Raw genomic sequence first — 15,030 nt, 5'->3', positions numbered from 1 at the left:
GCTTTATAGAGAAGCGGACACGGGCTTCACCAAACGCTCGACCAGAAAATCCAACTCTTGGCTGAGCGCCTCGTCGGACAAGCCAATAAAGCGGTTCTCGACGTGGATAAGCACCAGACCGTGAACAGCCGCAAAACAGGTGCGACTGCGACGCGCCAACGTGCTCACATCCATTTCCGGGTCCAGTCGGCCAATCTCCCGTGCAATGAGTTCCAATAACGCCGTATTGCGGCTCAGGTGTTCTTCGGGAATGGCGTCGTCGCCGGACATGCGATGCTCGAACAATCCGCGCCAGCGATTGCCATGCTGGCGGGCAAATCCAAGATAACACTGCGCCAGAATGCGCAGACGGGCCAAGGGGGCCGTTTCTGCAGCAATCGCCTGTATCACCTCCCCCGCGATCAGGTCCAATGTGCTCGAATTGACCGCCACGATCAGCCAGTCGATGTCCGTATAGTGTTTGTAAATCGAGCCGACAGAACAGCCGGCCCGACTGGCGACCGCCCGACTTTGAACGGCATGGAGCCCCCCGTCGCTCATCAAAGCGATGGCCGCCTCCAGGATACGACGTCCGGTTTCTTCGCGTTTTGCTTGCTGAATTCCTGCCATTGGCCTTCCGATAAAATTGAACGAAGTTCACTTTTATCTTGACCTTTGCCTGAGGTCGAGTCATTTGTCAAAAAGTGAACATAGTTCATTTATATATCCTCGAAAGGAAAGCCGATGCAGGATGACAACGCTCAACCCTCAGAATATTGGACCAGCTTTTCCGTACTGAGTTTTTGTGTCGCAGCAACCATGATGGCACTGGGCATTTACAATATGGAGGCCAGCTTTTCCGCAAAAGGCTTCTACGCCATGGCCTCCATCATGCTGGTCCAAACCTCTGTCTCGCTGACGAAAACTTTGCGGGACAAGGAAGATACGCGCAAGAATCATGATCAAGTGTCACGAACACCGCGTAAGACATTTAACAAGACACCCGATGGGGAACTTTGAGCCGGAGACATCAACGTCCCGCCTTGTGACAAGGAAAGACTGACATGACCGCTTCCCTGATGACGTCTCCACGCTTCGCGCCGCTGTTCTGGACCCAGTTTTTGTCTGCGTTCAATGACAACCTGCTGAAAAATGCGCTGGTTCTACTGATCCTGTTCGATCTGGCCGATGGCTCTGCCGCGCTGATTTCCCTGTCCGGTGCCATTCTGATTGCACCTTTCCTGCTGTTTTCCGCGCTCGGCGGGCAAATTGCGGACAAGCACGACAAGGCGATGGTTGCCCGTCGCCTGAAAATGGCAGAGATGGCTGGCGCCCTCGTCGCAGTCCTCGGCATGGCGTTGCAGTCTGTCTCCATTCTGTTTGTTGCATTGTTCTTTTTTGGCACGGTGTCGGCCTTGTTCGGACCGGTCAAATACGGTCTGTTGCCGGATCATCTTCCGCCAGAGCAATTGCCCAAGGCCAATGCCTGGGTGGAGGGTGGCACCTTCATGGCTATCCTGACCGGCACCATTGCAGCAGGCCTGCTCTTCCTCAGTGATCAGGCACACCTGTTGTTTGCGCCGCTCATGATTGCGCTGGCGGTGAGCTGCTACCTGATCAGCCGTTACATTCCCTCAACCGAGGTGGCAGCCCCGGATCTCAAGATCAACTGGAATATTTTTGCATCGACAGGCGACATCCTGAAGGATTTGCATTCGCAAAGCCGCCTGTTCCGCGCTGCCCTCATGACATCCTGGTTCTGGTTTGCCGGGGCGGTCGTCATGGCGTTGCTGCCAATCATCGTCAAAGACATCATGGGCGGCACGGAAGGTGCCGTGACTTTTTTCCTGACGGTCTTTGCGGTCTCCATCGGCATCGGGTCGGCGCTGGCCTCTTGGTTGTGTGCGGGCCGCGTTGTACTGTTGCCCGCCATTTTGGGCACAATTGCCATCACCGGTTTCTGCGTCGACCTGGGGTTCGCCCTGCAAGACTTCCAGAAAGTTGCCCCCGGAACTCTGATCGCAGGGTTTGTCATGGCTCCCGGCGTTGTCCATGTGGCGCTGGACATGGCGGGCCTCGCCATTGCCGGCGCATTACTCGTCGTTCCCACTTTTTCCGCCCTTCAGACCTGGGCCAACCCCAGAAACCGCGCCAGAACCATCGCAGGTGCCAATTCCATGGGCGCAGCCTTCATGACCCTTGGCGGCATACTGCTGGCAGTGGTGCAAAAGGCAGGATTGGACACAACGTATATCCTGTTTGCGCTGGCCGCCATCAACGGAATCGTCGCGCTGGTCATGTTCAAGATCACGCCCAGCAATCCGTTGCGAGATCTGGTCACGATGATCTATCGCTGCGTCTTCCGTCTGGAAGTGCGTGGCATGGAAAACCTCAAGGCGGCTGGAGACGCCCCTATTCTGGCGCTAAACCATATCAGCTTTCTGGATGCGGCCCTTGCATTGTCGCTGACAGAGAAAACGCCGACCTTCGCTATTGATGCGGAAATCGCAAAGCGATGGTGGATCAGGCCGTTTCTGAAACTGGCCAACGCCCTGCCAATCAACCCGACAAAGCCCATGGCAACGCGGTCGCTGATCAAGGTGGTCAACTCGGGCGAACCGATGGTCATCTTTCCAGAGGGCCGCATTACGGTGACGGGCAGCCTGATGAAAGTCTACGATGGCGCCGCCATGGTCGCTGACCGAACCTACGGCCAAGGTTCTGCCGATCCGCATCGAGGGATTGGAGAAAACACCGTTTTCCTATCTGAAGGCGGACCAGACACGCAAACGACTGTTTCCGAAGGTCATCGTCAGCATTGAAGCGCCGCAAACCCTGCATGTTAATAAAACGCTCAAAGGCCGTATGCGCCGTATGGCGGCAGGCGCACGCTTGCAGGAAATATTGGCCAACCTGATGGTACAGACCGACCTCAAAAATGACCGGACCGTCTTTGAATGCGTGGTCGACAAGGCAAGCGCGATAGGCATGTCCAAGCCAGCCGTCGAAGATCCCCTCAGCGGTGCCATGTCCTACCGGAAGCTTTTGATCGCCGCGGCTGTTCTTTCACGCAAACTGGTTGAACGGGTCACGACTGACAGCACGGTCGGGATCATGTTGCCCAACTCCAACGGCACCGCCGTAACGTTGCTGGCAACCATGTCCGCCGGCAAGGTTCCCGCGATGATCAATTTTACCGCAGGTGCCCGCAACATCATCTCCGCCTGCAAGACGGCGGGCGTGCAACGCATCCTGTCTTCTCGCCAGTTCGTCAATCAGGCCAAGTTGCAAGATCTGGTCAGCGCGATTGAAGAAGAAGTTGAATTCGTCTGGCTGGACGATATTCGCCGGGAGATCACACTGCGCGACAAGGTCAAAGGTCTTCTGAACCACAAGCGGGCGCTTGTGGCCACGCGCACGGCGGATGATCTGGCTGTCATCCTCTTCACCTCCGGATCAGAAGGTGTGCCCAAAGGGGTTGCCCTGACCCACCGCAATATTCTGGCCAATGCCATTCAGGCCGCGGCCAGCATCGATTTCACCTCCAAGGATAAACTGTTCAACGTCCTGCCAATGTTCCACTCCTTTGGTCTGACGGCAGGCACCATCCTGCCGCTGGTCTCAGGCGTGCCGACATACCTGTACCCCTCGCCCCTGCACTACCGGGCGATCCCGGAATTGATCTATGGATCAAACGCCACCATCCTGTTTGGCACCGACACATTCCTGCGCGGCTATGCCAAGACGGCGCACGCCTATGACTTCCGATCTCTACGGTATTGCTTCGCCGGAGCCGAACCGGTCAAGCTTGCGACACGCGAACTTTATATGGAGCGTTTCGGTGTGCGCATTCTCGAAGGTTACGGCGTGACGGAAGCCTCTCCTGTGGTCGCGCTGAACACGCCGATCTTCAATCGTGCGGGCACTGTTGGCAAGTTGATGCCCGGCATCACGCCGCGGATCGAGCCAGTGCTAGGGAGTGACCAAAGGCGGGCGCCTTTTCATCTCCGGCCCCAACATCATGGAGGGCTACCTGCTTGCCGATCAGCCTGGGTGATCCTGCCACCGCAGGATGGCTGGCACGACACAGGCGACATCGTCGAGATCGATGCGCAAGGCTTCGTCTCGATCAAGGGCCGCGCCAAGCGCTTTGCCAAAATCGCCGGTGAAATGGTGTCGCTCGCAGCAGTCGAAGAGCTGGCCGGGCAAATCTGGCCGGACCACATCAGCGCCGTTGCCGCCGTGAAGGACGAACGCAAGGGCGAGCGGCTCATACTGATCACGGAACAGCCCGATGCTGACCGTGCGTCTTTCATCGCGCAGGCAAAAGCCATGGGCGCTCAGGATCTCATGCTACCGTCAGAGGTACGCTGGGTCGAAAAGGTGCCGGTTCTGGGCACCGGAAAGCTGGATTTCGCCGGTGTGACCCGTCTGGTGGAAGACGCAACCGAGGCAGCATAGCGCTTCTTCACTCATCCGCTGTTTTTGCCAACAAAAAGCCCCGGACAGTTGATCTGGCCGGGGCTTTTCAATGTCTAACCCAGAGGCTGGGTCTAGGGTGTGGACCCTTAGAAATCCCAGTCGTCGTCTTCCGTCGCAACGGCCTTGCCGATGACATATGACGAGCCGGAGCCGGAGAAGAAGTCGTGGTTCTCATCGGCATTTGGCGACAGAGACGCCATGATCGCTGGATTGACCTGACAGACCTGATCCGGGAACAAAGGCTCAAAACCAAGGTTCATCAGTGCCTTGTTGGCGTTGTAATGCAGGAAGTGCTTCACATCTTCGGTCAACCCGACGCCGTCATAAAGGCTTTCGGTGTACTTGCCCTCAATGTCATAGAGATCCAGCAACAGCGAGAAGGCGAAATCCTTCAGTTCCTGCTGTTCAGCCTGTGTCAGCCGTTCCAGACCGCGCTGGAACTTATAGCCGATGTAATAGCCATGCACCGCTTCGTCACGAATGATCAAACGGATCAGGTCAGCCGTGTTGGTCAGCTTTGCGCGGCTGGACCAATGCATCGGCAGATAGAAGCCGGAGTAGAACAGGAAGCTCTCCAGGAAAACGCTGGCGACCTTCTTCTTCAATGGTGTCGATGCGGAATCATATTCATCCAGAATCAGCCGTGACTTGGCTTGCAGGAACGGGTTTTCTTCCGACCAGCGAAAAGCCTCGTCCACTTCCGCCGTGCCACACAAAGTCGAGAAGACCGAAGAATAGCTGCGGGCATGAACGGCTTCCATGAAGCAGACATTCGTCAGAACGGCTTCTTCATGAGGCGTCAGGGCATCCGGCATCAGCGACGGAGCGCCAATCGTGTTCTGGATGGTGTCCAGCAGCGTCAGACCCGTGAACACACGGATCGTCAGTTGCTGTTCCTGCGGCGTCAGCGTGGCCCAACTCTGAATGTCGTTGGACAACGGTACCTTTTCCGGCAGCCAGAAGTTCACCGTCAGGCGGTTCCAGATCTCCAGATCCTTATCGTCCTGAACCCGGTTCCAGTTGACCGCGCGCGGCACTTTGCGAAGTGATTGGTGTATCGTCATAACTCTACCCTCCAGCCCCTACAATGAGCAGGAAACACAACCCTGAACCTCGGTCCCCTCAAGGGCCATCTGGCGCAGACGAATATAATAGACCGTCTTGATACCCTTCTTCCACGCATAGATCTGCGCCTTGTTGATGTCACGGGTGGTTGCCGTATCACGGAAGAAAAGTGTCAGGGACAAACCCTGGTCGACATGTTGCGTTGCGGCAGCGTAGGTGTCGATGATTTTTTCCGGCCCGATCTCATAGGCGTCCTGATAATATTCAAGATTATCATTCGCCATGAAAGGCGCCGGGTAATAAACGCGACCAATCTTACCTTCCTTGCGGATCTCGATTTTCGAGACGATCGGATGGATCGAAGAGGTCGAGTTGTTGATGTAGCTGATGGATCCGGTGGGCGGAACCGCCTGAAGATTGCGGTTATAAAGCCCATGCTCCATCACATCCGCTTTCAGCGCAGCCCATTCTTCCTGAGTCGGAATCTGGATGCCGCTGTTGGCGAAAAGCTGTCGCACCCGATCCGTGGCCGGAACCCACGTCTGATCCGTGTACTTGTCGAAGAAGGTGCCACTTGCATAGGTGCTGTCAGCAAATCCCTTGAAGGTTTCCTTACGCTCGCGGGCAATCAGGTTCGACGCACGGATGCAGTGGAACAGCACCGTGTAGAAGTACATGTTGGTGAAGTCGACGCCTTCTTCCGAACCGTAGAAGATGTGTTCACGCGACAGATAGCCATGCAGGTTCATCTGACCAAGACCGATGGCATGGCTTTCGTCGTTGCCCTTGCGCACCGAAGGAACAGAATCAATCGCGCTCATGCAAGACACAGCCGTCAGAGCCCGGATAGCCGCTTCAACCGTGTTGCCCAGATCGCCACCGTCCATCGCCTTGGCAATGTTGAGCGACCACAGGTTGCACGAAATATCCTTGCCGACATGGCTGTAGGACAGATCATCCTCAAATTCTGAAGCTTCGTTGACCTGAAGGATTTCCGAGCACAGGTTCGACATGTTGATGCGACCGGCAATCGGGTTGGCACGGTTGGCGGTATCTTCAAACAGAATGTAAGGATAGCCGCTCTCGAACTGGATTTCGGCAATCGTCTGGAAGAATTCGCGCGCCTTGATCTTCTTCTTGGCAATGCGCGGGTCGTCGACCATCTCACGGTATTTCTCGGAGATCGAGATGTCGGCCATCGGCTTGCCGTAGACCTTCTGCACATCATGCGGCGAGAACAGGTACATTTCCTCATTGCGCTTGGCGAGTTCGAAGGTGATGTCCGGCACGACGACACCCAGCGACAACGTCTTGATCCGGATCTTTTCATCCGCATTTTCACGCTTGGTGTCGAGGAAACGCATGATGTCCGGGTGATGAGCATTCAGGTAAACGGCTCCAGCCCCCTGACGCGCACCAAGCTGGTTGGCATAGGAGAAGCTGTCTTCAAGCAGCTTCATCACCGGAATGACGCCGGATGACTGGTTTTCGATACCCTTGATCGGAGCCCCCGTCTCGCGCAGGTTCGTCAGGGCAAGAGCCACACCACCACCGCGCTTGGACAGTTGCAGAGCAGAATTGATCGAACGCCCGATCGATTCCATGTTGTCTTCGATGCGCAGCAGGAAGCAGGAAATCAGCTCACCGCGCTGCTGTTTACCGGCATTGAGGAACGTCGGCGTCGCCGGCTGAAAGCGACCGGAAATAATCTCGTCCATCAGTCGCATGGCGAGATTCTCATCTCCCTGCGCCAGAGTGAGAGCCACCATGACCACACGGTCCTCGAAGCGTTCAAGGTAACGCTTGCCGTCAAAGGTCTTCAGCGTATAGCTCGTGTAATATTTGAATGCGCCCAGGAAGGTCGGAAAACGGAACTTGCGGGCAAACGCTGCGTCGAAGATCGACTTGACGAACGCAGGCTCATACTGATCAAGAACCTTCTGCTCGTAATATCCTTCACGCACCAGATAGCCGAGCTTCTCGTCCAGCGAATGGAAGAAGACGGTATTCTGGTTCACATGTTGCAGGAAGTACTGTCGCGCAGCCTGTCGGTCAGCATCAAACTGGATGTGCCCATCAGCGTCGTACAGATTCAGCATTGCATTCAGCGCGTGATAGTCAAGCGCTTCCGCAGCCCCGGCGCTGGGGCGTTCTACTGTTGCCGTTTCCAAAATTCTTCCAATCCGTGTTGGATGCGGGTGACATCTGTTTGCGTGCCAGACAGCTCGAACCTGTACAAAAGCGGAACGTTGCACTTGGCCGATATGACATCGCCTGCACAGGCGAAAAACTGTCCGAAATTCCTGTTTCCCGAGGCGATAACGCCTCTGATCAGAGCCCGGTTCTCCGCCACATTCAGAAAGCGGATAATCTGCTTGTTGACAGCTCCCTTGCCTTCTCCATCCGCGAACGTCGGGAGCATAAGCACAAAGGGTTGGTCCATCATCAACACCGGGGCGTCTACTGATCTTGGTATGCGGTGGGCAACGAGGTCCAACCGCTCCACTAGCCGGTGCGTATTCCCGGAAGCGCTCGAATAATAGACGAGCGGTCCCATCGGCTTCAGCTCAGGGAGCCGATCTTGTCCGGGCGAAAGCCCGCCCAATGGTCGTCGCCTGCGACAACAACTGGCACCTGACGATAGCCGAGAGACTGAACGCGCTCCATGGCATCATCATCTTCAGTCAGATCAATGATATTATATACAACACCGCGCTGATCAAGCGCGCGATAGGTTGCATTACACTGTACACAAGCTGGTTTGCTGTAAACGGTCACTGTCATTTTCTTAACGCCCCGAGGACTTCTCCAATTGCATCAGTTCGCCGTTCCTCCCGCAGAATTCTTCTGTTAGGAGCTGCCCCGCGAACTGCCGCCAGACAACACAATGTCCCGTTTCCCTATTGCAATGCCGACCAGCCCGTTTTCCCGGTCAATCGGACACCATCCAAGCGAAGACCCTGTCCAGCCCCAAATGGGCTATTCGACTTCAATTTCAGATAAGCAAAACTTGCGATTCGGAGAAACTAAGAACACTACATAAGGTATGTTAGCCAGCCTGAGTGTCAACGTATTGTTTTTTGCGCTGCAGATATTGACAGGGCCCATCCAAGCTCCGATTCGTCGACAACCGTTAAGAATCTTGAACTCCCGATGCCGATCATCCGGCAAATTGCTGTGGACCGAAAGGGAGGAGATTAATAAGCGGTAAAACAATCCACACTTGTGCGGAGTTACCCCCAAAAAGAGAGTCGCCTGAATCGGTTAACAAGCAAATTTGGCTCCGACGCCATTAACACTCTTCACGTGAATGTGAGCACAATACACGTAAAAAGCGAGCCGTCAGATCACTGCCGAGCACCGAATTTTTATGGTGATATTTTTACTTATGCTTAACCAAGGCCCTAATCGCTGAAACCGACCGGGATCGTGAAATGCAGTTTCTGCTTACCTACTGCATCTGGTATGGGTGGCATGGGCGAGGCACGACGGATCAGAGCCACCGCCGCACGGTCCGCTTCGGGCACACCTGACGAGCGTACAAGGCGAATCCCGCTCACCTGACCATTTTTGAACACATCAAAACTGACCGTCGGCACTGCCTTGTGCACATTGCCTTGCGAAAACCGAAGTCTGCGGCGTGAGCGCACGATACGGCTGCGCACATGCCCCGTGTAAGTGGTGAAGGCCCTGCGGCCCGCCGCGACATCAGCAGCACTTTGGCGACCTTCTCGCGCATTGGTGCTTTGAGACGAACTTGCCTGCTCGCCCCCTTTACGGCTTGATTGAGTGGTGCCCCGGCGTTTCGTTACCTTCGTCTTGCGCCTGGGCTGCTCTGTCCGTTTCGGCGGCGCCGGTTTTGTCATCGGCACAGCACTCACAACATCCATTGCCTCCACCTCTTCCGTGGTCGGCGTGACGGGAGTGACTGCCTTCTCTACTGGCGTGTCCTTGACGGTCTCTGGCGTCACTGCGCTAATGGTGCTGGCCTGATCGACAGGCTTCTCGGGCTTGACGTCTTCAGGCTGCACGTCTGCCACGGCAACGGACGTTGGCTGCTCAAGTGCAGGCGCGGGTTCTGCGGGCACGTCCCGGGTGGTCACGGCATCGGTCCGCGTCACCCCTTCTGCGACAGGTTGCTCCACAGGCGTTGGTTGCGTCTCAACGGCTTTCTCTTCGCTCTCGACAGGCTGTACCGTCTCCGGCACCGGCTCTTCAACAGGCTCACTCATGTCTGCCATGTCGGTTTCGGGCGCATCCGTGCCTTCGACCAGATCCTGTAAGGTTCCGACGACACTCACCTCCCCGCCCTTGGAGGAGGCCATAGCTTCCGGCTCTTCCGTTGCCGACAGATAGGCCGAGCCTGCCGCATGGGCGGCAAGCGACAAACAAAAGCCTGCGATGAGGAACCGGGAGAACTTCACTCCTGCGCCTTCCTTGTAATCAGAACCACATTCTTCTCACCCGCGTCGGAAATCGCCTTGAGCACTGTCTCCAGCTTGTCAGCCGGCAACGTACCATCGGCGGCCACCTTCAGCGGCTCATCGGCCAGATCGGACGCCTTGTGTTGTGCGATCCAGTCGGTCACGGACACAGGCTTGTCCTGAGCAATCGTCGCGCCCTTGTCATTGACGATCAGTGCTCCGGTGGATCGGATGTTTTCATCCTGAGTAATATCGACCGGCGGCGTTACCTGGCGGGCGTCGTCGCGAGCCAGAGACCCCGCAAAGAGAAAGAAGATCAGCATCAGAAAAACGACATTGATCAGCGGAATTGTGTTGTCGGGCGGAGCCGGACGGACGGGACGGTTCAAACGCATGATCTTGAAAAACACTCCCGAGGTTACTGACCGGTGACGATGACAGTCTTGAGACCGGCAGCGCGCGCACGCGTCATGACAGTAACGAGATCTTGCGTTGTCGCCTGAGGCCCAGACCAGATCGCCACCAGTTTGCCATCCTGTGACACAAGCTGCGCGAAGCGCGCGGCCAGATGAGCTTTGTCGACCGGTGTGCCGTTGAGATCCATCTGCCCGGTCGAATGAATGCGAAAATAGGCCGGCTTGATCTGCGCACCGCCGCCCTCTCCACCACTGGTGAGGGGCAATTGCTGGTAGCGCGAAAAGCTGGAGGCAAGCATGAAGAACAGCAGCAGCAGAAAGATCACATCAATCAGCGACGTCAGGCCAACCGACTTGCGTCGCGCCCTTGGCTTAAGATGCATACCGCGGCTCCGCATCCGCACCTGAATGACCAAACGTCACGACCCGCGATCTGCCGCGATCTGCGACTGCGCCCGTGAAGAAGGCCGTGACGATGGCTTCCATTTCAGCCTGCTCGGCCTCAATCTGACTATCAAACCACCCCACGACGGCCGACACGGGGATGGCGATGGCCAGGCCAACGGCGGTTGTCAGCAGGGCGACCCAGATCCCGCCTGCCAGAACAGAAGGGTCAACAGCAGCCCCCGCCCCCTGCATGGCCTGAAACGCCTCGATCATGCCGATAACCGTCCCCAACAGACCGATCAAAGGTGATGTCTGCGCAATCATGTCCAACGGACGCAGATAAGCCCGCAACCGCTGGATCCGCTCAGCGCACACCCGTTCAATGTCTTCCTTCAGCAAAGCCATGCGCTGCGGATCTTCACACGCGCCCTGCATCAGACGACGCAACACATCGGGCAAGCCGGTCTGGCGCGTGGCGACCACCTCCAGTCCGTCACTCGTGCGGCCATCAAGCCACAGGCGCAGCCCTTTGCGCGCCGCCCCGAACCGCCCGACATGCAGCATCTGAAATTGCAAGATCTTGGCGATTATCAACGCCAGTGAGACAACCGAGAGCACAAGAAGAATGGCCACCACCGGCCCGCCAGACCGGACCAGATCCGTAATTGGCTGGGCAAAAGCAGGCAGGCTATCAAGAAAGTCAGAGAACATGGCACGATCCGTCACTGGTTGCTGATGGAAACGCACACGCAAGGGCAGCAAGGGGAAGCTTGCGCAAGCGATCGCAGTGTGCGGGTCTTGGCGCAACACCCAAAAGGTTCAGAGAAACCCGCTGCATCACGCCACATCAAAAAGACTGAACATGGTGCAGGTCATCTCCCAAAGGCCGCCATTTGGCATTCTTGAAGCCCCCAAGAAAGACAGCCAAAGTGCCTCGTCTCGGGGCGAGATCACCAGCAACATGTTTATTATGAGCTTTTGCCTCATAATATTATTCGATGCAACTGTTCTCCCTGCCAGAAGCAGAAAAAGATGCCTGTCGAGGCATGCCAAAGCGCCTCTCGATCCCCCTGAGGCAGGCCAAGACAAAACGCCTTGGTTCGCTCTTTTCCCTTTTGTCACAAGATGAAAAGAGTGAACCAAGGCGTTGTCATTCGGCGCGGTCCCAGATGAGAATTTCTCCGGGCGCGATGTGTCAGGCGTCTTCGTCGATGGCGCGTAACTCGACCATCAGATCGGCCGCCGTGGTCTGCAACCGCTCCCGAGCCTGGGTCTGCGACAAACCATCAGGCAAGCGCAGCACCGCAGTTGCCTTGAAAAGATGCTCGCCCGACATTGCTCCGGTTTCGAGCCCTGTTTCCAGGTTGTCGATGGACACGCCAAGCCCGGCCAGCAGCGAGGTGACCTGACGCAAGATCCCGGGATGGTCCTGCGACACCAAGTCCAGCACCACCTGTTCCATGGCAGCCGGTTCATCCCTGTGCGATTGAGGGCGCAGGATAATGGACATGCTCTTTTCCGCCTGGAGCACATCCAGTCGGCTTTTCAGATCCTCGACAGCATCCGGCCCGATGTGAATGCTGACAATGCCTGCGAATTCTCCGCCAAGACGCGCCATGGAACTATTGACCCAGTTCCCGCCTGCATCGGCCACCACAGCCGCGCAGGTCACCAACGAGACCTGAGCGATCCTGCGCGATCACCGTGAAGACAACTTCTGCCGGTTTGGAGGTCATGCACCTTCTCCCTTTTGCTTCGGCGCCTTTGATGCAGCGCACTCACGTTTTGCCGGCCTCTGCAAGCAGGTGGTCCAGCACAGTCAGATACGTCACTGTACCAGAACCATTCCGGATCGCCGCCTGACATTTACGACAGACTTTTGGACATGACCGGTTGATCCAGAGCTCAATAAACCGTAGAAAGCGCGCCCTTGCTCTTTGCCCGCACCTCGTCCCGGCCACCATCGCCGGACAGACAACCTGTGAGACTGACATGCCGATCACCTATGGACTCGACTTCGGGACTTCCAACACTGTTCTGGCGCGGGCTAATGGGGCTGGCAAAGCAGAGCAGCTCATTTTCGGCAATGAGAACGACCCACACAAGGCCATCGCCTCAATCCTCAGCTTTCTCGACGACGGCCCCTCCAAAGAGCCGGTTGCAGAAGTCGGTCCCTGGGCCATCCAGCAGTTTCTGGAGCATATTGGCGATGTACGCTTCATCCAGTCGCTCAAGAGCTTCGTGGCAAGCCGTCAGTTCAACGGCACTGGCGTTTTCGGCAAGCGTTATGACTTCGAAAGTCTCATGGCCCGATTTCTTTCGCGTGGCCTGGACCATCTGCAACAGGGCATCCACCCGGCTGATTGTCGGCTGATTGTCGGCCGTCCGGTGCTTTTTGTCGGCACCAATGCAGACGAAGAGCTGGCGATGAACCGGTATCGCACAGCGGTAGAGCGGCTCGGCTTCACCGATGTGCATTTTGTCTATGAGCCAGTTGGAGCGGCCTTTTCCTTTGCACAACGGTTGCAAGCGGATGCCAACGTGCTTGTCGCCGACTTTGGCGGCGGTACGAGCGATTATTCGCTGATGCGATTTTCAAAGTCCGACGGCAAGCTACAGGCCACGCCGCTCGGCCGTGGCGGCGTCGGCATTGCCGGAGACACCTTCGACTATCGTATCATCGACAACGTCATTCTGCCCGAACTTGGCAAAGGGTCGACCTATCGCAGCATGGGCAAGACACTGGAAGTGCCCCGCAACCTGTTCTCCAACTTCGCTCGCTGGCACCAGCTGTCCTTTTTCAAAACCTCGCAGGATTTCCGCGAACTGAAAAAGCTGCTGCGCTATTGCACTGAAGAAGAGAAGATCGAACTTTTCATCGAACTGGTCGAAGAAGATCAGGGCTATCCGCTTTACAAGGCCGTGTCGGATACCAAGGCCCGGCTGTCCTCTCAGGAGCAGGCCGATCTTCGGTTTTCCGGCATCGGCAGTGATTTTTCCGTCACGGTTCACCGCAAGGACTTTGAACACTGGATCCAGCCGGATCTGGACCGCATGGACAAAGCTCTGGATGAGACGCTGGAGCGCTCAAATCTGGCTGAAACAGATATTGACCAGGTGTTCCTGACTGGCGGCACATCCTTTGTGCCTGCGGTGCGCGCCATGTTTGAAAGCCGCTTCGGCGCGGCCAAGCTGGCAGGCGGTGAAGAACTGTCCTCCATCGCCAACGGCCTGGCCTTGATCGGTGCCCGTGATGACGTCACCGACTGGGCATGCGCCTAACCTGACGCCAGGAGATGCCGCGCTGCGATGCGGCACTCTCGCCAGACCAGAGCGACCCACTAGCGTCAGCCTTCCACGGTCTGGCCAAAGAGCACGATCAGCGCGCCCAGCAGCGCCAGCCCGCCGTACAGCCCCACCTGCTGCATAGGCGCATTTCGGTGGCGTGCATTGGCAAAGGCAATCACAGCCTGAACCATGTAATACAGGGCAAAGGCGCGTGAGGCGTAATTGACGATCTGATAGACATCGACTGACCAAGGTAATCACAAGGCCCAACGCACCGAGAATGGCATAGGCCATATTCTGCGAAACACGGCGGCCCGTCAGTTCCTCGATCAAACCACCGCAACCGCCTGTGTCGGCAACGGCAGCGCTGAATTGTGCAGCCAGCGCACCGATGATCATGATGACCGGCAGAGTCGGTGAGACAATGCGGATAATATCGATGATGGCCGTATCACTGTTGGGCAGTTGGTCAGGTGTGAAGACGTAGGCGATCAACGCAATATAGATCAGATAGACGCCGGATGAGACGAATTGCGCCAACCGCATCGCCTTGATGCGCAGCGCTGCGGAATACTCGTTGCCCAGATACCGCGTCGTCTCAAATCCCTGCACGATAATCAGCAACCCGAAGGCCAGCCAGACAGACTGCGCCCCATGAACGGAGACCGGTGTTGCAACCAGCGCCTCCCTCTGCGCCTGGTGTGCCATGTAGATTGCCAGCCCCACCAACAGGCCGACAATCACCGACAGGTTTGCCGTCACGGTCAGATATTCCACTCGTTCCAGAGAGCGAAACCCTTTTGTCCAGCCAACCAACAGAATGACCAGCAGCACCCCACTTGTGACGAGACGCGCATCAAAGGTGGTCGCGCCGGAAACAAGGCTGACGCCAAATGCGCCGAACAGATTAAGGTAGTAGGACACCGAAATCACATAGGCAAAGGCCAGTGCCCAAGAGGAGATTGTCTCCAGATACAGCGTATGATGGC

The 15,030-nt window shown here is 56.6% G+C and carries 12 protein-coding genes and 1 pseudogene; 3 read left to right on the top strand and 10 right to left on the bottom strand.

Annotation, left to right across the window (positions count from 1 at the left end; genetic code table 11):
- Window positions 1–3: 3 nt before the first annotated feature.
- Window positions 4–609, bottom strand: coding sequence for a TetR/AcrR family transcriptional regulator (locus AC0L7U_RS13845; protein ID WP_473691483.1), 606 nt, complete (start codon window positions 607–609; stop codon window positions 4–6).
- Window positions 610–723: 114 nt separating this feature from the next.
- Between AC0L7U_RS13845 and AC0L7U_RS13840 the strand changes: the two genes are divergently transcribed.
- Window positions 724–999, top strand: a complete 276-nt coding sequence (locus AC0L7U_RS13840) for a YiaA/YiaB family inner membrane protein (protein WP_473691482.1) — start codon at window positions 724–726, stop codon at window positions 997–999.
- 44 nt (window positions 1,000–1,043) lie between these two features.
- Window positions 1,044–4,440, top strand: a pseudogene (locus AC0L7U_RS13835) (acyl-[ACP]--phospholipid O-acyltransferase).
- A 107-nt stretch (window positions 4,441–4,547) separates the two neighbouring features.
- Here the strand turns inward: AC0L7U_RS13835 and nrdF are convergent.
- From nrdF to AC0L7U_RS13790, 9 genes are all read right to left on the bottom strand, one after another.
- On the bottom strand, window positions 4,548–5,525 hold the full coding sequence (gene nrdF / locus AC0L7U_RS13830) for a class 1b ribonucleoside-diphosphate reductase subunit beta (RefSeq protein WP_473691481.1): 978 nt from the start codon (window positions 5,523–5,525) through the stop codon (window positions 4,548–4,550).
- Window positions 5,526–5,543: 18 nt separating this feature from the next.
- Window positions 5,544–7,697, bottom strand: coding sequence for a class 1b ribonucleoside-diphosphate reductase subunit alpha (gene nrdE, locus AC0L7U_RS13825; protein ID WP_473691479.1), 2,154 nt, complete (start codon window positions 7,695–7,697; stop codon window positions 5,544–5,546).
- Window positions 7,679–8,083, bottom strand: a complete 405-nt coding sequence (nrdI, locus tag AC0L7U_RS13820) for a class Ib ribonucleoside-diphosphate reductase assembly flavoprotein NrdI (RefSeq protein WP_473691477.1) — start codon at window positions 8,081–8,083, stop codon at window positions 7,679–7,681. Before nrdI ends, nrdE begins: the two co-directional genes overlap by 19 nt.
- 5 nt (window positions 8,084–8,088) lie before the next feature.
- The gene (gene nrdH / locus AC0L7U_RS13815) at window positions 8,089–8,310 is read right to left on the bottom strand and encodes a glutaredoxin-like protein NrdH (protein WP_473691475.1); all 222 of its coding nucleotides are present in this window, start codon (window positions 8,308–8,310) and stop codon (window positions 8,089–8,091) included.
- 620 nt (window positions 8,311–8,930) lie between these two features.
- Window positions 8,931–9,950, bottom strand: a complete 1,020-nt coding sequence (locus AC0L7U_RS13810) for an energy transducer TonB family protein (RefSeq protein WP_473691473.1) — start codon at window positions 9,948–9,950, stop codon at window positions 8,931–8,933.
- Window positions 9,947–10,345 carry an ExbD/TolR family protein gene (locus AC0L7U_RS13805; RefSeq protein ID WP_473691470.1) on the bottom strand — a complete coding sequence of 133 codons (399 nt, stop codon included), beginning with the start codon at window positions 10,343–10,345 and terminating at the stop codon, window positions 9,947–9,949. Before AC0L7U_RS13805 ends, AC0L7U_RS13810 begins: the two co-directional genes overlap by 4 nt.
- A 23-nt stretch (window positions 10,346–10,368) precedes the next feature.
- Window positions 10,369–10,749: an ExbD/TolR family protein gene (locus AC0L7U_RS13800; RefSeq protein ID WP_473691468.1), complete on the bottom strand. Its 381-nt coding sequence runs from the start codon at window positions 10,747–10,749 to the stop codon at window positions 10,369–10,371.
- Complete coding sequence (locus AC0L7U_RS13795; protein WP_473691466.1) at window positions 10,739–11,464, bottom strand: MotA/TolQ/ExbB proton channel family protein; 726 nt, start codon at window positions 11,462–11,464, stop codon at window positions 10,739–10,741. Before AC0L7U_RS13795 ends, AC0L7U_RS13800 begins: the two co-directional genes overlap by 11 nt.
- Before the next feature lie 484 nt (window positions 11,465–11,948).
- A complete protein-coding gene (locus AC0L7U_RS13790; RefSeq protein WP_473691464.1) occupies window positions 11,949–12,371 on the bottom strand; it encodes a glycine cleavage system transcriptional repressor in 423 nt (140 codons plus the stop codon).
- Between the two features lie 374 nt (window positions 12,372–12,745).
- On the opposite strand from AC0L7U_RS13790, the gene AC0L7U_RS13785 reads away from it, so the two are divergent.
- The gene (locus AC0L7U_RS13785; protein ID WP_473691463.1) at window positions 12,746–14,035 is read left to right on the top strand and encodes an Hsp70 family protein; all 1,290 of its coding nucleotides are present in this window, start codon (window positions 12,746–12,748) and stop codon (window positions 14,033–14,035) included.
- Window positions 14,036–15,030: the final 995 nt, after the last annotated feature.

This window comes from Roseibium sp. 10G30-5, assembly GCF_055809635.1.
Note: the sequence above shows the minus strand (reverse complement) of the source record. Positions and strands in the feature narration are given on the sequence as shown.

Coding starts and splice junctions, on each gene's coding strand:
- nrdH (WP_473691475.1), bottom strand. CDS start 8,310: ATGACAGTGACCGTTTACAGCAAACCAGCTTGTGTACAGTGTAATGCA.
- AC0L7U_RS13840 (WP_473691482.1), top strand. CDS start 724: ATGCAGGATGACAACGCTCAACCCTCAGAATATTGGACCAGCTTTTCC.
- AC0L7U_RS13785 (WP_473691463.1), top strand. CDS start 12,746: ATGCCGATCACCTATGGACTCGACTTCGGGACTTCCAACACTGTTCTG.
- AC0L7U_RS13795 (WP_473691466.1), bottom strand. CDS start 11,464: ATGTTCTCTGACTTTCTTGATAGCCTGCCTGCTTTTGCCCAGCCAATT.
- nrdI (WP_473691477.1), bottom strand. CDS start 8,083: ATGGGACCGCTCGTCTATTATTCGAGCGCTTCCGGGAATACGCACCGG.
- nrdF (WP_473691481.1), bottom strand. CDS start 5,525: ATGACGATACACCAATCACTTCGCAAAGTGCCGCGCGCGGTCAACTGG.
- AC0L7U_RS13800 (WP_473691468.1), bottom strand. CDS start 10,749: ATGCATCTTAAGCCAAGGGCGCGACGCAAGTCGGTTGGCCTGACGTCG.
- AC0L7U_RS13805 (WP_473691470.1), bottom strand. CDS start 10,345: ATGCGTTTGAACCGTCCCGTCCGTCCGGCTCCGCCCGACAACACAATT.
- AC0L7U_RS13790 (WP_473691464.1), bottom strand. CDS start 12,371: ATGGCGCGTCTTGGCGGAGAATTCGCAGGCATTGTCAGCATTCACATC.
- AC0L7U_RS13845 (WP_473691483.1), bottom strand. CDS start 609: ATGGCAGGAATTCAGCAAGCAAAACGCGAAGAAACCGGACGTCGTATC.